Annotated in this window: 7 protein-coding genes; 2 read left to right on the plus strand and 5 right to left on the minus strand. The window is 74.7% G+C overall.

Going from position 1 to position 17,446, the window contains the following annotated elements; translation table 11 throughout:
* Positions 1–233 precede the first annotated feature (233 nt).
* Positions 234–749 carry an NUDIX hydrolase gene (locus ACGF7U_RS26175; RefSeq protein ID WP_393110969.1) on the plus strand — a complete coding sequence of 172 codons (516 nt, stop codon included), beginning with the start codon at positions 234–236 and terminating at the stop codon, positions 747–749.
* Positions 750–813: 64 nt separating this feature from the next.
* The gene (locus tag ACGF7U_RS26180) at positions 814–2,076 is read left to right on the plus strand and encodes a hypothetical protein (RefSeq protein ID WP_393110971.1); all 1,263 of its coding nucleotides are present in this window, start codon (positions 814–816) and stop codon (positions 2,074–2,076) included.
* 41 nt (positions 2,077–2,117) lie between these two features.
* Here the strand turns inward: ACGF7U_RS26180 and ACGF7U_RS26185 are convergent, their stop codons facing one another.
* From ACGF7U_RS26185 to ACGF7U_RS26205, 5 genes are read right to left on the minus strand one after another with little or no spacing between them, the layout of a single operon-like run.
* On the minus strand, positions 2,118–7,625 hold the full coding sequence (locus tag ACGF7U_RS26185; RefSeq protein ID WP_393110973.1) for an amino acid adenylation domain-containing protein: 5,508 nt from the start codon (positions 7,623–7,625) through the stop codon (positions 2,118–2,120).
* Positions 7,625–10,744, minus strand: a complete 3,120-nt coding sequence (locus ACGF7U_RS26190; RefSeq protein WP_393110975.1) for an amino acid adenylation domain-containing protein — start codon at positions 10,742–10,744, stop codon at positions 7,625–7,627. The genes ACGF7U_RS26185 and ACGF7U_RS26190 overlap by 1 nt, the downstream gene beginning before the upstream one ends.
* A 55-nt stretch (positions 10,745–10,799) precedes the next feature.
* Positions 10,800–10,988, minus strand: a complete 189-nt coding sequence (locus ACGF7U_RS26195) for an MbtH family protein (RefSeq protein ID WP_393110977.1) — start codon at positions 10,986–10,988, stop codon at positions 10,800–10,802.
* The gene (locus ACGF7U_RS26200) at positions 10,988–11,941 is read right to left on the minus strand and encodes a TauD/TfdA family dioxygenase (protein ID WP_393110979.1); all 954 of its coding nucleotides are present in this window, start codon (positions 11,939–11,941) and stop codon (positions 10,988–10,990) included. Before ACGF7U_RS26200 ends, ACGF7U_RS26195 begins: the two co-directional genes overlap by 1 nt.
* A 29-nt stretch (positions 11,942–11,970) precedes the next feature.
* Positions 11,971–17,433 carry an SDR family NAD(P)-dependent oxidoreductase gene (locus ACGF7U_RS26205; RefSeq protein ID WP_393110981.1) on the minus strand — a complete coding sequence of 1,821 codons (5,463 nt, stop codon included), beginning with the start codon at positions 17,431–17,433 and terminating at the stop codon, positions 11,971–11,973.
* Positions 17,434–17,446: the final 13 nt, after the last annotated feature.

A 17,446-nucleotide genomic window follows, 5' to 3' on the forward strand; every position in this document is an offset into this window, starting at 1 on the left:
GAGCCCGGATCGCCTGGCGGGGTCAGGTGCGTGCCGGCCAGATCAGGCGGAAGGGTCGCTCCGGTGCCGCGCGCCCGCGCGCCCGTGGACGAGGCGGCCGGCCCGCCAGGTCCCGCTCATCTCGACGCCGCCCGCGCCGAAGTGGCCGGGTGTGGTGAACGAGATCCGTCCACCTGACCGGCGAGAAGCCAGCCGCCCCTTCGTCCCGGACGTGTCACGGGCATGATGGACGAATGGTCGAACTGCCCCGGGACCTGCCCGTCGTCGAGCGCAGCGCGGTGCGGGTGGTGGTGCTCGACGCCGATGACCGGGTGCTGCTGTTCCACACCCGCGACCCGGACCACCCCCGACTGGGCACCTGGTGGGAGCTGCCCGGCGGCGGCATGGATCCCGGCGAGACGTACCTGGACACCGCGGTGCGCGAGTTGCGCGAGGAGACTGGCATCGTGGCCGACCCCGCGCGGATCGGCCCGCCCACCTGGCGGCGGCGGGCCAGCTTCGTGCACCGGCAGCGGCGGCACCTCCAGGACGAGGTGATCGTCCCGGTGCGGCTCGCCGGGCCGGGGCCGGACGTGGACGAGGCGCACCGGCTCGACTACGAGGTGGAGGACTACTTCGGGTTCCGGTGGTGGCCGGTCGCCGAGGTGGTGGCCAGCGGTGAACGGTTCTACCCGGGCCAGCTTCCCCGGCTGCTGCCCCCCTTCCTCGCCGGCGAGGAGATCGACGAGCCGTTCGAGCTGTGGTCCTGACCGCACCGGTAGCCGGTGGCCCGGGGTTGGTGACGCGCGCCCGGCGAGCGGGCACAGTGGAGCGGTGACGGATATCCGCATCCCCCTGGCCCGGTACGCCGAACGCCTGCACGCCAACGCCGGCGGCGGGCACCACGTCGCGTCCCCGCTCGGAGCCTGGCTGTTGCTGGCGCTCGCCGCGCCCGCGGCCACCGGCGCGACCCGCGCGGCGCTGGAAGAGGTGCTCGGCGCCGACGCCAAGACCGCCGCCGAGGCCGCCCACGCCCTGCTGGAGGCGCCGCATCCGCTGGTGCCGTCGGCGACCGCGTTCTGGCACCGGCCCGACTACGGGACCGGCGCGCTCGGCCGGTGGCGGGCCACCCTGCCCGAGCCGTCCGCCACCGGCCCGGTGCCGGACCAGGCCGGTCTCGACGCGTGGGCCCGCGAGCACACCCTGGGCCTGATCGAGGCGTTTCCGCTGAAGGTCGATCCGGAGGTGCTGCTGGTCCTGGCCAGCGCGCTGGCGACCCGGATCTCCTGGACGGACCCGTTCGACGTGGCACCGGCCGACGCGCTCGGGCCGGGCAGTGCCTGGGCCGGGCGGCTGAGCCGGGTGCTCCGCACCCCAAAGCGCGGCCACCGCTGTTGGGTCGCGGGCACCCCGCGGCTCGGCGACGTCATCGTGCACGCCGCGCCCGCCCGACCGGCCCGGACCGGCGACGGCGAGGCCGGGCTGCTGGTGGTCTCCGTCGCGGCCGCGCCCACGGTAGCGGCCGGGGACGTCCTGGTCGCCGCCCACGAGATCGCGGCCGGTGCCCTCGACGCGCCGGGCGACCAGCCGCCGGCCGGCCGGCGTTCCCTGTTCGACCTCCCGCTCGGCGACACCCCCCTGTGGACGCTCCGAGAGGAGCCAACCCGGACCTCCGCCCCGGAGGGCCGGGAGGAGCGCACCACGGCGACGCTGCCCTGCTGGTCGGCGGAGAGCCGGCACGAACTGACCGCGCCGGAGCTGGGTTTCGCCGCCGCCAACCGGGCCTTCGCCGCGCTGCTGGACGTCCCCGAGCCGGACTTCGAGGCTGCCCAGGTCGCGATGGCCCGCTACGGCCGGTACGGCTTCGAGGCGGCCGCGGTCACCGCGCTGATGGACTGGATGAGCCTGCCGCCGGAGGGCGTCGCCCGCGTCGCCGAGCTGCGCTTCGGTCATCCGTACGCGGTGGTCGCGGTGGCCACCGACACCCGCAGCGACGGGGTGACCGGGCCGTGGCACGGCCTGCCGGTCTTCTCGGCCTGGGTCGCCGAACCGAAGGACGTGCCCGAGGCCGACCTCGCCGACCGTTACGAGAGCTGACGGAGAGGGCCTCCGGCCGATGCCGGAGGCCCCCTCCCGACTCACACCCCTGCGGGCACCTTCTCCTCGGCACGCTCGGCGGCACGGGCGGCGAGGCGCCTCTCCCGCTCCTGCGCACCGATCAGGTCGTCGGGCAGCGAGTCCGGCACCTCGATGTCGAACCGGCGCAGCAGCCGGATCGCGAAACCGCCGAGGGTGATCAGCACCAGCGCCGCGCCGAAGCAGACGTACGCGAAGCCGATGCCCCGGCCCGGACCGGTGCCGATCACCGCGCCCACCGAGCCGGCGAGCGCCCCGCCCGGGGCGAGCATCGGCTCGAACAGGGCGGTCGCGCCCGGGGCGATCAGCGCGAAGCCGATCGGCAGGGTCGACCAGGAGATGGTCTGGTTCAGGCTGAACACCCGGCCGTGGAAGCGCTGCGGCACCTTCACCTGGACGATCGTGGCGTAGATCGACTGCGCCGTGGTCATCGCCATCGCCAGCCAGAACGCGCCGACGCAGATCATCGCCACCGAGGCGTCCAGGCCGATCAGCATGCAACCGACCGCCGTACCGAGGTTGCCGATCAGCACGCCGATCATGCGCCGGTGCCGGGGGCCGCCCCAGAGCGACATGAGCACACCGCCGGCGACCGCGCCGAGCGCCTCGGCGAGGGCCACCTGGGCCACCTGCGTCGCGGTGCCGAAGGAGAGCACCAGCGGCGTGGTGAGCACCAGGGCGGGCGCCAGGAAGATGTTGCCCAGCGCGAAGTAGCCGAGCATCAACCGGAAGCCCTTGTGCTGCCAGGAGTAGCGCATGCCGTTGGCGATGGCCACCAGCAGCCGCTCCTTGGGCCGCCACCCGAGCAGGTCGGGGAAGCGGACCACGGCCAGGGTCAGCACCGCCACCGCGTAGCTCGCCACGTCGATGAGCAGGATGCCCTTGAGCTCGATGGCGGCCAGCAGGCCGGCCGCGAAGACCGGCATCAGCAGCATGGCGAAGCCGTTGGTGAGCTGGGTGATGCCCATGGCGTGGCCGAGGTAGCGCTTCGGCACGAGCTGCGGCACGGCCGACTGGAACGCGATGCGTTGGAACGACCCGGCGACCTGGCTCAACGCCACCAGCAGGTAGATGTTCCAGAGCTGGAGGTTGTCGGTCCAGAGCAACGCGGCCAGCACCAGCTGGATCGAGCCGGCACTGCTGCTGGCGACCATCATGATCTTGCGACGGCTGACCCGGTCGGTGATCGCCCCGGCGATCGGCAGCATCAGCACGCCGCAGATCAGGGCGAGCGCCCAGAGCAGCCCGAGGTTGGCCACCGAGCCGGTCTGCGTGAACAGCCAGATCGGCAGGGCGAACGCCGTCAGCGCCGACCCGGTGGTGGAGACGAGCTGCCCGGCGGTGACCGCGACGAACCGGGCCATGGACGGCTTGACCACCGCCTTCTCCGGCCGGTCGTCGACGCCGACGCGCTGGTGGTCGAGCACGGCCCAGCCGGCGTCCGCGCCCCGGGCCGCCGGGGTGAGGGCCGAGACGTCCCCCGCCACGACCGCCGGGTGGACCCGGGTGACGATCTCGGCCAACTCCTCGGCCCGGTACTTGAGGAAGAAGTGCCCGGCCTGGTCGAGCACCACCAGGCCGAGGGTGTCGCTGAGGAACTGCCACTCGGCGTACCGCTCCGAGTGGTAGTCGGTGACCGGGTCCTCCGAGCCGACCACCGAGATGACCGGCGCGCGCAGCTTGGGCGCCTGCCGGTCCAGCAGGCCGGTGAAGTACTCCTCCGAGGCCCGGGAGTCGGCCCGCATGTTGCTGATGATGCGGTCCGCCTGCTCCGGGTCCAGCTCGTCGGTGTCCACGCCCATCGACTTGAGCCAGCTCGCGTAGTGCCGGTTGCTGCGCAACTGCTCCAGCCGGTTGCGCAGCGTCGCGAACGCGCCCTTGGGGCGGGCGAACGGGAACATCGCCCCGATGTAGAGCGCCTCCAGGTCCCGCCCGGCCGCCTCGACCTTGCGGGCCACCTCGGCGACGATGGCGCTACCGACACCGCAGTGCCCGTACAGGGCGATCGGGCCCTCGACGCGTTCCAGGATCTCCTCGGCGACCCGGCTGGTCAGCTCGTCGAAGGGCAGGCCGTCCTCGCTGAGGCCGACGTCGTGGCCGGGGATCGCGAGGGACCAGAGCGCGTGCCCGGCCGGCAGGGCGTCGGCCAGCGGCTGGTAGACGATGGCGCTGCCGCCGCCGTAGGGGACGCAGACGTACGAGAGCACGCGCTTCGCCGCCGGGATCGGCTTGGTCAGCTCGTAGAGCAGCCGGCGCGGCCCGTCGGCCTCGGCGCTGCCGGACATGAAGGCGGCCAGCTCGCGGATGGTCCGCTGCTGGAACAGGTCCATCACGCCGACCGGGCGGCCGCCGTGCTCGGCCTTGCGGATCTTCGCCACGACCTGGGTGGCGAGCATCGAGTGCCCGCCGAGGTCGAAGAAGTCGTCGTCGATGCCGAGCGTGTCGACGCCGAGCACCTCCGACCAGATCCCGGCCAGCAGCCGCTCGGTGTCGTCGCGCGGCTCCACCAGCGCCACGGACGCCTCGCGGGTGACCACCGGCGCGGGCAGCGCCCTGCGGTCGAGCTTGCCGTTCGGCGACAGCGGCAGCGCGTCCAGGGTGACGAACGCGCTCGGCACCATGTACTCGGGCAGCGTCTCCTTCAGCGCCGACTTCAGCGCGGCGTGCTCCGCCGCGCCGACCACGTACGCGGTCAGCCGCTTGTCGCCGGGGCTGTCCTCGCGGACGATCACCGCCGCCTCGGCCACCTCCGGCTGCTCGCGCAGCGCGCTCTCGATCTCGCCCAGCTCGATGCGCAGGCCGCGCAGCTTGACCTGGTGGTCGATGCGGCCGAGGAACTCGATGACGCCGCCGGTTCCACCCGGGGCGGTCCGCCAGCGGGCCAGGTCGCCGGTGCGGTACAGCCGGGCCCCCGGCTCCCCGGAGAACGGGTCCGGCACGAACCGCTCGGCGGTCAGCGCCGGCCGGCGGTGGTAGCCGCGGGCCAGCCCGATCCCGCCGATGTGCAGCTCGCCGGCCACCCCGACCGGGCACTCCTCGCCGCGCTCGTCGAGCACGTGCAGCCGCAGGTTGGCGATCGGCGCGCCGATCGGCACGCTCGTCAGCCCGGCCAGCAGCGCCGGGTCACAGTGCCACGAGCTGACGTCGATGGCCGCCTCGGTCGGGCCGTACAGGTTGTGCAGCCCGCACCACGGCAGCCGCGTGGTGAAGTCCACCGCCGAGGCCAGCGGCAGTTCCTCGCCCGAGCAGATCACCCGACGCAGCGCGGTCGCCGCCTCGACGCCCTCCTCGGCGAGGAACACGGTCAGCATCGACGGCACGAAGTGCGCGGTGGTGACCGCCTCGGCGACCAGCAGGTCGCGCAGGTAGCCGGCGTCCTTGTGCCCACCGGGCCTGGCGAGGACCAGCCGGGCGCCCTCGCGCAGCGGCCAGAAGAACTCCCACACCGACACGTCGAAGCTGGCCGGGGTCTTCTGCAGCACCGCGTCGTCGGCGCCGAGCCGGTAGGTCTTCTGCATCCAGTCGAGCCGGTTGACGATGCCCCGGTGGGTGTTCGGCACCCCCTTCGGCCGGCCGGTGGAACCCGAGGTGTAGATGACGTAGGCCAGGTGCCCGGGGCCGGCCGTCGGCGTCGGGTCGTCCGTCGGCTGGTCCGCCCACACCCGCTCGTCGTCCAGGGCGAGGACCGTGGCGCCGGTGTCCGGCAGCACGTCGCGCAGGTGCTCCTGGACCAGCACCACCGGCGCCGCGGCGTCGGTGACCATGAAGGCCAGCCGGTCGGCCGGGTACTCCGGGTCCAGCGGGAGGTAGGCCCCGCCGGCCTTGAGCACGCCGAGCAGCCCGGCGACCAGCTCCACCGAGCGCTCCGCGCAGACCCCGACCAGGGTCTCCGGGCCCACGCCGGCGGCGCGCAGCCGGTGCGCGATCCGGTTGGCGGCGGCGTTCAGCTCGGCGTACGTGACGGCGCGGCCCTCGAAGGTGACCGCCACCGCGTCGGGGGTGCGGGCGGCCCGCTCCTCGATCGGCCCGTGCAGCGTCTGGGCGGCCGGGAAGTCGGCGGCGGTGGCGTTCCACCCCGCCAGCAGTTCCCGCTCGTCCGCCGGGAGCAGGTCCAGCGCGGAGATCGGGGTGTCGGGGGCGGCCACCGCCGCGCGCAGCAGCGTGCTGAGCCGCCGCGCCATCCGCTCCACCGTGTCCCGGGTGAACAGGTCGGTGTTGAAGACCAGCTTGCCGTAGAGCCCGTCGCGGATCTCCACCGCGTGCAGCTCGAAGTCGAACCGGGTGGCGCGCAGCTCCATCGGGGTCCAGGCGAAGGTGACGTCGCTGGCGTCGGAGACCTCGTTGAACCGGCCGATCTCGTAGTTCTGCAGCACGAACATCGCCTGGAACACCGGGGAGCGGCTGACGTCGCGGGGCAGGCCCAGCTCGTGGACCACCCTGGCGAACGGCACCTCGCCGTGCTCCAGCCCGTCCAGCACGGCACGCCGGGTGCGTTCCAGCAACTCGGCGAAGGTGGGGTCGCCGGCCAGCTCGGCCCGCATCGGCAGCATGTTGATGAACATGCCGACCACGTTCTCCAGCTCCGGCGCGGAACGGCCGGCCACCGACGCCCCGACGGCGAAGTCGTCCTGTCCGGCGTGCCGGGCCAGCAGCACCTGGTACGCCGCGAGCAGCGTCATGAACAGGGTGCCGCCGTAGGAGCGGGTGAGCGCGACGAGCCCGTCGGTGGCGGCCCGGTCCAGCCGAAACTCGACGAAGTCGCCGGCGTAGGTCTGGGTGGCGGGTCGGGGCAGGTCCAGCGGGAGTTCCAACGGGGTGATCCCGGTCAGCCGCCGCTTCCACCACTCCACGTGCCCCTGCGCGGCCGGCCCGTCCAGCTCCCGGGCCTCCCAGTGGGCGAAGTCGCCGTACTGGATCGGCAGGGCCGGCAGCTCCCCGCCGCGGTAGAGGGTGATCAGGTCGCGCAGCAGCACGTCGACCGACCAGCCGTCGCCGACGATGTGGTGCTTGCCGAGGAACAGCACGTGGTCCTCGGCGCCCAGCCGGATCAGCAGGGCGCGCAGCAGCGGACCCCGCGCCAGGTCGAACGGCTCGGCGGCGGCGGCGTCCACCAGCGCCTGCGCGGCGGCCTCGTCGGGGGCGTCCACGATGGTCAGCGGCACCTCGACGGAGTCGGCGACCACCACCGTGGGCCGGCCGTCGGCGTCGGCCGGGAAGCGGGTGCGCAGCGACTCGTGCCGCCGGGTCAGCCCGGCCAGCGCGGCGCGCAGCGCCGCGACGTCGAGCGGCCCGCGCACCCGCAGCGGCACCGCGATGTGGTACGCCGCCTCGCCCGGAGCGAGCTGGTCCATGAACCAGACCCGCTCCTGGGCGTACGACAGCGGCACCTCGGCGTCCGGCGGACGCGGGGTGATCCGGGCGGTGGGCGTGGCGGCCTGCCGCTTGCGCAGGCGCTGGGCGATGAGCGCCTGGCGGGCCGCGTCCCGCGCCGGGTCCTTCACGTCGGTCATCAGGGAGTGTCCTTCTCCGCCGCGAGCAGCGCGGCGACCTCGGCTTCGGAGAGCTCGTCGAGTTCGGCGGCGATCCGCTGCTCGATCTGGGCGGCCAGGTCGGCCACCACCGGGGTGCTGAACAGCGCCCGCATCGGCAGGTCCACGTCCACCTCGGCCCGGATCCGGGCCATCGCCCGCATGCCGCGCAGCGAGTTGCCGCCCAGGGCGAAGAAGTCGTCCAGCGCGCCGACCTTGTCCACCTGGAGGATCTCGGCGTACACCTCGGCGACCAGCGCCTCGGCGTCGGTGCGCGGGGCGACGAACGCGTCGGCGGCCGGGGCGGCGGCCGGCGCGGGCAGCGCCGCGGTGTCCAGCTTGCCGTTCGGGGTCAGCGGCAGCGCGTCGAGGCGGACGAACGCCGCCGGCACCAGGTGCGCCGGCAGCTCGCGGGCCAGGTCGGCGGCGAGCGCCGCCTCGTCGGCCGCGCCGACGAGATAGCCGACGAGGGTCGGCTCGCCGGTGTCGGTGCGCACCACGACGGCCGCCTCGCGGACGTCCGGCCGGGCCAGCAGGGCCGACTCGATCTCGCCCAGCTCGATCCGCATGCCGCGGATCTTGACCTGGTTGTCGCGGCGGCCGAGGTAGTCCAGCGTGCCGTCGGCCCGCCAGCGGGCCAGGTCGCCGGTGCGGTACATCCGCTCCCCCGGCGGCCCGTACGGGCAGGGCAGGAAGCGCTCCGCGGTGAGGCCGGGCCGGCGCAGGTAGCCCCGGGCCAGCTGGTCACCGGCGACGTACAGCTCGCCGGCCACGCCCGGCGGGACCGGGTTCAGCGCGGCGTCGAGCAGGTACGCCCGGGTGTTCCAGGTGGGCCGGCCGATCGACACCGCGCCGGCCGGCAACTCCTCCCCCGGCGCGACGCGGGCGGCCACGCAGCCGACGGTCGCCTCGGTCGGGCCGTACTCGTTGATCACGGCGACGCCCGGGTGGGCGGCCCGCCAGTCGGCGAGCTGCTCCGCGGTCAGCGCCTCGCCGCCGATCACCAGGTCGGTCGTCGGCGACAGCTCGGCGTCGAGCAGTGGCAGGTGGCTCGGGGTGACCTTGAGGAACGCCGGCCGGTCGCCGACGCGGGCCGCCGCCTCGTCGATGGCGGCGAGCCGGACGGTGCCGCCGGCGGTGAGCGGGCCGAGCAGGCCGGTGACGGTCAGGTCGAACGACACCGGCGAGTGCAGCAGCGCCGTGCCGGCCAGCCCCGGGTAGGTGTCCCGGGCCCAGGCCAGGTAGGCCGCGACCGCCCGGTGTTCCACCACCACGCCCTTCGGGCGGCCGGTGGAGCCGGAGGTGTAGAGCACGTACGCCGGGTGGCCGGGGCGCAGCGGGGCGATCCGGTCGGCGTCGGTGAGGTCGCCGTCGTCGCCGTCGACCGGGCCGTCGAGCACCAGCGCGCCCGCCGGCACCAGCCCGGCGGTCTCGCCGGTGGCGAGCACCAGGGCCGGCTCGGAGTCCGCCAGCAGGTAGGCGATCCGCCCGGCCGGGTAGGCGGTGTCCACCGGCACGTACGCGGCACCGGACTTGAGCACCGCGAGGATCGCCACCACCAGCTCCACGGAGCGGGGCAGGGCCAGCGCGACCCGGGCCTCCGGTCCGGCGCCCCGCGCCACCAGCGTCCGGGCGAGCCGGTTCGCGGCGGCGTTCAGCTCGGCGTACGTCAGCGTGACGCCGTCGCGGACCAGGGCGGGCGCGGTCGGGGTGGCCGCCACCTGCCGCTCGAACTCGGCGACCAGGGTGGACGCCGGCACCTCGTGGGCGGTGTCGTTCCAGCCCGACAGCACCCGGTCCCGCTCGGCGTCGTCGAGCAGCGGCAGGGCGGAGATCCGCTGGGCCGGGTCGGCGACGGCCGCGGCGAGCAGCCGGAGGTACCGGGCGACGACCGTCTCGGCGGTGGCCCGGTCGAACAGCTCGGTGCGGTAGACCAGCCGGCTGGTCCCGGTGGTGATGTCGAACGCCAGGTCGTCCTTGGTGGTGCCGAGCTCCACCGGGTCGAGCCCGGAGTCCGGGATGAAGTTCAGCGCGGTCTGGAAGATCGGCTGCACCGACGGGTCCCGCTGCGGCGCGACGGTCTCGACGATCTTCTGGAACGGGGTCGAGCCGTGCTCCATCGCGTCGACCAGCCCGCCGCGCACCCGGCCGAGCAGCTCGGCGAAGGTAGGGTCGCCGCTCAGGTCGCAGCGCAACGCGACCGGGTTGACGAACATGCCGATCAGCGAGGCCAGCTCGGCGGTGTCCCGGCCGGCGGTGGAGACGCCCACCACCACGTCGTCGTCGCCGGAGATCCGGGACAGCAGCGCGGTGAACGCGGCCAGCAGCACCATGTACGGGGTGGCGGCGGAGCCGGCGGCGAGCGTCCCGACCCGGTCGAGCAGGCCCTCGGGCAGGTCGAAGCGCACCTCGTCACCGGCGAAGCCGAGCTGCGCCGGGCGGGGCCGGTCCAGCGGCAGGGCGGTCACCGGCGGCGCGCCCGCCAGGTGGCCCCGCCAGAAGGCGAGCTGCCGGTCCAGTTCCGCGCCGGTGAGCTGGTCGCGCTGCCAGACCGCGAAGTCGGCGTACTGGATGGGCAGCTCGGGCACGTCGGCGGGCGCGCCGGTCAGCGCGGCCCGGCTGAACGCGGCCAGCTCGTCGGTGAACACCACCGCCGAGTGGCTGTCGAAGACCGCGTGGTGCACGACGAACAGCACCGCGACCTCGTCGTCGGCGAGCCGGACCAGTCGGGCCCGCCACAACGGCGGCGCGTCCAGCGGGATCGGCGTGCGGGCCAGCCCGCTCAGCAGCGCCGTCACCCTCTCGTCGCGCTCCGGCCCGGCGAGGCCGCGCAGGTCGTCGACCGGCAGCGCGACCGGCTCGGCGGCGCGGACCACCTGGGTGAGGGTGCCGTCGTCCATCCGCAGGTGGGTGCGCAGCGACTCGTGCTTGGCGACGACCTGGCCGAAGACGTCGTTGGCCTGCTCCGGGGTGATCCCGACCGGGAAACGCCACGGGTTGGAGACGTTGTAGACCGGCGAGTCGGTGTCGAGCTGGTTGGCCATCCACACCCGCTCCTGGGCGTAGGAGGCCGGGAAGGTCCACTCCTTCGCGGTGCTCATCGGTGCCTTCCTTCGTTCGCGACTGCGGGGCTCCGCTCCGCTGCACTCCTGGCGCTCACCGGTTGGCCTCCCGCACGGAACGCGGACGCATGTCCGTCCAGACGGTGTCGATGTGCGCGAGGCACTCCTCGCGGGTGCCGGCGAAGCCGGCCTCGTGCCAGCCCGCCGGGAGGTCGCGGTCGGCCGACCAGATCGAGTACTGCTCCTCGTCGTTGCGGACGACCAGGAATCGGGTTTCGGCCATCACTTCTCTCCAGCGCTCTCGGGGGTGTGCGGTTCGGCCATCGCGACGGCGATCTTGCGGGGGCCGGTGAACGGCTCCCGCCCGTGCGCGGCGGTCATGTTGTCCACCACCAGCACGTCGTCGCGCTGGTAGTCGAAGCGGACGCTGGCCGCCCGGTACGCGGCCCGCAGGTGGTCCATCACGTCGGCGGGGATCTCGCCGCCGTCGCCGTAGTAGGTGTTCGACGGCAGCCCCTCGGTGCCGAACATGGCCAGCAGCCCCTCCTGGTAGTCCTCCGGCAGGGTGCTGACGTGGAAGAACGTGGCGTGGTTGAACCAGCGGGGGGTGTCCGAGCCGGGCCGGTGGTGCACGACGTCCCGCACCGCCCGGGTGCGCAGCCCGTCGGAGCCCTGCCACTCCAGCTCGATCCGGTTCGCCGCCGCGTACGCCTCGACCTCGGCGCGGTCCTCCGTGTTGAAGACGTCCTGCCAGCGGGTGCCGAAGTCGGCGTGGAAGTTGCGCACCAGCATCCAGCGCCGGCGCACGAACTCCTCGCGGACCGCCGGGTCGATCTCGGCGTACACGCGGCGGACGTCGGCGAGCGGGGTCGCGCCCCGCGTCTCCGGCGGGGTGATGCAGTAGAAGAACAGCGTCAGCGGCCAGCGGGCCTGGTACGAGTTCTCGTTGTGCAGGAAGATCTCCTCGTCCGGCGGGTAGTCGGTCGAGGTGTACACCCGGCCTTTGATGGCGTGCCGGGGCGACGAGCGTTCGGTGTAGACCAGCGGCTCGCCGGACAGCGCCCGGACCACCCGGTCGAAGCCCTCGACGCCGCCGACGTCGAAGCCGCGGAACAGCAGCCCGCCGTGCTCCACCAGGCTCGCGCGCAGCTCCGCGCGGCGGGCGGCGATCAGCTCGGTCAACTCCCGGCCGTCGTTCTCGACGACCACCGGCAGCGTGGCGATCGTGTCGCTCATTGCTTCCTCACTCCTGTTGTCGCTCGTCGTCACGCGCGGGGCAGCCGCGGGATGGTGGGGCTGGTCGGCGCGGCCGGCTCGTCGGCGGGGGCGGCGGCCCGCATCTCCTCGATCCGCGCCGCGATGCCGGCCACGGTGGGCGTCTCGAAGAGGCTGCGCATCGGCAGCCGCACCCCGGTCGCCTTGCGCATCGCGGCGATCAGCTGCACCGCCACCAGCGAGTTGCCGCCGAGGGCGAAGAAGTCGTCGTCGACGCCGACCTCGGCCACCCCGAGCCCGTCCTGCCAGACCCGGGCGATGATCGTCTCCAACTCGGTGCGGGGCGCGGCCGAGCCGCCGCCGGTGCCGGACGGCGCCGAGGAGGTCGCCTCCGGCTCGTTCTCCAGGCTCTCCGTGGTCACCCGACCGGCGCGGCTGCGGATGTCCGCCACCGTCCGGGTGGTGATGACGACCTGGGCACCCAGCCCGGCGGTGAGGCTGCGCCGGAACGCCTCCACCCCGTCCACCGGCCGGATGTCCTCGGTCGGCCCGGCGGAGGTCGCCGCCGGGTCCGCCTCCGGCGCGGCGGCCAGCCCGCCGGTCACCGCGCCCTGGTCGACCCGCCGCAGCACGAAGTCGCTGATGGCGACGAGCTCCCGGCCGTCGGCGTCACGCAGCGACAGGTCGGCGGCGACCACCTCGGCGGTGGCGCTGTCCCGGTGCCGCAGGTGGCTGTGGAACCGCGCCGGCAGCGACCCGCGCACGACGATCCGTCCGTACGACAGCGGCAGGTAGGTGCCGGCGCCCTGGCCGCGGCCGAACGCGGTCGCCACGTCCAGCAGCGCCGGGTGCAGGCCCCACGACGGCAGGTCCCCGAGCGCCTCGGCGGGGGCCTCGATGCGGGCCAGTTCCTCGCCGTCGCCGAGATGGTGCTCGCGCAGCGCGGCCCAGCGCGGCCCGAAGGTCAGCATGCTGGTGCGCCCGCGGCCGAACGACGAGTCGTCGTCGACCCGGCGGCCCGTCACGGCCGGCTGCCCCGCGGGCGGGGCCGGCTCGACCGTCCAGCCCGCCGACCCGCGCACGTGGGTGCGGGACTGGCCGGCGGCGAGGCTGGACACGGCGAAGTCGACGCCGTCCTCGGCGGGCGTCAGCTCCACCCGGTACTGGGCGACGGTGCCGTCCGGCACCGAGAACGGCTCCAGGAACACCACGTCGCGCAGCTCCACCGCGGCGTCCCCGGCCGGGGCGGGCAGCGCGGCCGTCACCGCCGCGCGGACGGACTCCAGGTGGGCCGTGCCCGGCACCACGGGCACCCCGCCGATGCGGTGCTCGTCGAGGAGCCAGTGGCTGGTGGCGGAGACCAGGCCGTGCAGCACGGTGCCGTCCGGGCCGGTGACCTTCGTGGTGAGCACCGGGTGGTCCACCGGGGTGGCGACCGTGTCCCGCCCGGCGGCCCGGAAGCCGGCGGGGACGTTGGTCTCCACGGCCATGCCCACCTCGGCCCAGCCGCCCCAGTTCTGCGACACCACGGGCGCGGCGAAGCCGGCGCCGGCCCGGGCGTACGCGTCGAGGAAGTTGTTCGCCGCGCAGTAGTCGACCTGGCCGAAGCCGCCGATCACCGCGGTGACCGAGGAGCAGAGCACCACGAAGTCCAGCGGCAGGTCGCCGAAGACCCGCGCCAGGGCGAGGGTGCCGGCGAGCTTCGGCGCGAGCACCCGCTCCGCCTCGGCCCGCTCCTTGATCTCGGCCATGCCGCCGCCGGCCAGGCCGGCCGCGTGCACGATGCCGTCGATCCCCCCGTACGCCCGCTCGGCCTCGGCCCGCACGCGGGCCAGGTCGGCCGGGTCGGTGACGTCGGCGGCGAGCACCAGCACCTCGGCGCCGGCGGCCTCCATCCGGCGGATCGCGGCGATCGCCCGGCCCGCCCGGTCGCCGCCGTGCACGGCCAGGTGGTCGTCCCACTCCTCGCGGGCGGGCAGCCCGGAGCGGGCCAGCAGCACCAGTTTCGCCCGGGCCCGGGTGGCGAAGTCCTCGGCGAGGGTGATGCCGATGCCGCCGAGGCCGCCGGTGATGACGTACCGGCCGCCCTCGCGCAGCGCCCCCGGCTCGCCCTCGGCGTCGACGGTGACCTGCTCGTAGCCGGTCACCCAGCGGCGTCCGCCGCGCAGCGTCACCTCGGGCCGCTCCGGGTCGACCGGGCGGCGCAGCTCGGCCACGAGGGCCCGCTCGCCCGCGTCGGCGGGGCCGGCGTCGAGCAGCCGGACGGTCAGGCCGGGGACCTCGGCGGGCAGCACCCGGGCCAGGCCGGCCAGGGTGGCGTGCTCCGGCCGGGTCAGGTCCGCGCCGGTCACGTCGCCGATGCCGGCGGTGACGAGGTCCAGGGTGAACGCGCCCTCCTCGGCGGTCAGGCCGGCGCCCGCCAGGGCCTGCACCAGGTGCAGCGCGCTGAAGAAGCCCCGGTCCTGGGCGGCCCAGGTGGCCTCGATGTCGGCGCCGGCGGGCTCGCCGTCGAGGGCGAACGCGTGCACCAGCCGGGCCGGCACGCCGTCCGCGGCGAGGGCGGCGACCAACGCGTCGTAGTCGTCGCGGACACCGGGGCGCAGCCGCCAGCCGTCGGCCCCGGCGGCGAAGCCGTCGCCGGGGCGTACCGTCAGCGGCTGCTCACCGGCGGCCCGCAGCGCCGCGACCAGCGCGTCGCCGCGCGGGCCGTCGACGAGGACCAGGCAGCGGCCCAGCGGCGCGGTCCGCGGCTCGGGGGCCGCCTGCCGCCACACCGGCACCGCGAACCACTCGGGCAGCGGCCGGGGCCCGGTCTCGACCGGCGCGGCGGCGCCCGCCTGCACCGGGTCCGGGTCGACCCAGTAGCGGCGCCGCTCGAACGGGTACGTCGGCAGCGGCACCCGCCGCGCGTCCGAGTCGGAGCCCAGCCGCACCGGCGTGCCGGCGCACCAGAGCGCCGCGGCGGTGCCGAGCAGGGTGGCCAGGTCGCCGGTGGGTTCGCCCGGGCCGGGCAGGCTGCCCAGCGGGACGAGCTTGCGCTGCGCCTCGGACGCCTTGGCCACCTGCATCCGGGCCAGGTTCGCCAGCTGGCGGCCCGGGCCGCACTCCACCAGCGACCACGTGCCCTCGGTGAGCAGGGTGGCCACGCAGGCGCCGAAGCGCACCGGCTGGCGCAGGTGCGCCGCCCAGTACGCCGGGTCGGTGGCCTGCTGCTCGGTGATCCAGGTGCCGGTCACGTTGGACAGGAACGGCACGGCCGGCGGCCGCAGCGTCACCGTCGACATCAGGGCGGTGAACTCGGCGAGGATGGGGTCCATCATCGGCGAGTGGAAGGCGTGCGAGGTCCGCAGCGCCTTGGTCTTGGCGCCGACCGTGTCGGCGAAGGCGGCGACCGCGTCGCTCGGGCCCGCCACCACGCAGGTGCCCGGGCCGTTGACGGTGGCGATGGCCACCCCCTCGGGCAGCCGCTCGGCGACCACCGACTCGTCCAGCGGCACGGCGAGCATCGACCCCGGCGCGACGGACTGCATCAGCCGGCCCCGGGCGGCGACCACCCGCAGCGCGTCGGGCAGGCTCAGCACCCCGGCCACCGTCGCGGCGACGTACTCGCCGATCGAGTGGCCGATCATCGCGGCCGGCCGCACGCCGGCGGACTGCCAGAGCACGGCGAGGGCGTACTCGACGACGAACAGGGCGGGCTGGGTGTAGCGGGTCTCGGTGAGCTTCTCCCCCGCCTCGGGGTCGCGGCCGAGGATCAGGTCGCGGATGTCCAGGCCCAGCTCGGGGCGGAGCAGCTCGGCGCACTCGTCCACGACGGCCGCGAAGCCCGGCTCCTCGGCGTAGAGCTGCGCGCCCATCCCGGCGTACTGCGAGCCCTGGCCGGAGAAGAGGAACGCCGTCCGGGGCGCCCGGCCCTCGACCACGCCGGCCTGCCGGCGGCGCTTGGTGCGCAGCGCGGCGACCGCGTCGGCCAGGTCGGTGGCGACCACGGCGACGCGGTGCGGGTACTGCTGGCGGCCGACGCGCAGGGTGTGCGCGACGTCGGCGAGGTGCTCCGGCCCCCGGTCGGTGGCGGACTCCAGGTGCTCGGCGAGCCGCTGCACCGCCGTCTCCAGCGCGCCGGCGGTCTTCGCCGAGACGTGCAGCAGCTGCGCCGGGCGGACCCGCCGCTCCCGGTACGCGGCCGGCGCCTGCTCCAGCACCACGTGCGCGTTGGTGCCGCCGATGCCGAACGAGCTGACCCCGGCGCGGCGGGGCGTGCCGTCGGTGTCCCACTTGGTCAGCGTGTTCGCCACGTAGAACGGGGTGTCGGCGAACTCGATCGCCGGGTTCGGCGTCTCGTAGTTGATGGTCGGCGGGATCAGCCCGTGCTCCATGGCGAGCACCGTCTTGATCACGCTGACGATGCCCGAGGGCTGGCTGAGGTGGCCGATGTTGGACTTCACCGAGCCGATGCCGCACCAGCCCCGCTCGTCGGTGTCCTTCGTGTAGACGGCGGAGAGCGCGGCGATCTCGATCGGGTCGCCCATCGCGGTGCCGGTGCCGTGCGCCTCGACGTAGCTGATGGTGCGCGGGTCGACGTCGGCCATCGCGACGGCCTGGGCGATCGCCTCCATCTGCCCGTCGACGCTCGGGGCCGTGAAGCCGACCTTGCCGGCGCCGTCGTTGTTGATCGCGTTGCCGAGCACCACGGCGCGGATCGCGTCGCCGTCGGCGATCGCGTCGGAGAGCCGCTTGAGCAGGGTCACCCCCGCGCCGCTGCCCCAGACCGTGCCGTTGGCGTCCGCGTCGAACGGGCGGCACCGGCCGTCGGGCGAGGTGAAGCCGTCCATGCCCAGGTAGCCGACGTGCGGCAGCTCGATGTTGACGCCGCCCGCGAGGGCCATGTCGCACTCGCCGTTGCGCAGCGCCTCGCAGGCCAGGTGGAACGCGACCAGCGAGGTGGAGCAGGCGGTGTGCACGGTCATGCTCGGCCCGCGCAGGTCCAGCCGGTACGACACGTTGGTGGCCACGTAGTTCGGGGAGTTGCCGGTGGCCAGCGAGACGGTGCCGTGGAGGTTGCCGCCGACCCGCTTGTTGCGCAGCACGAAACGGTGCAGGTAGGTGTTGCCGCCGGTGCCGGCGTACACGCCGATCGAGCCGTCGTAGCGGGTCGGGTCGTAGCCGGCGTCCTGCAACGCGGTGTAGCAGGACTCCAGGAACAGCCGGTGCTGCGGGTCGGTGATCTCCGCCTCGCGGGCGGTCATGCCGAACAGCCCGGCGTCGAACTCGTCGTACCCGTCGACGAGCGGGGCGCGGTTGACCCAGCCCGGGTCGTCGACCTCGTCGGCGGTGGCGCCGCGGGCGAGCTGCTCCTCCCGGGTCAGTTCGGTGGCCGACTCGACCCCGTCGACCAGGTTGCGCCAGAACTCGTTCACGTCGGCCGCGCCGGGCAGGCGGGCGGCCAGCCCGACGATGGCGATCGGCTCGATGCCGTCGCCCTCGGGGAGGTCGGTTGCGGTCGGGTTGCTCATCAGGCTGTCCTTC

The sequence above is a fragment of the Micromonospora sp. NPDC047670 genome, from assembly GCF_043204915.1.
In the GTDB taxonomy this organism is placed as follows: Bacteria; Actinomycetota; Actinomycetes; order Mycobacteriales; family Micromonosporaceae; genus Micromonospora.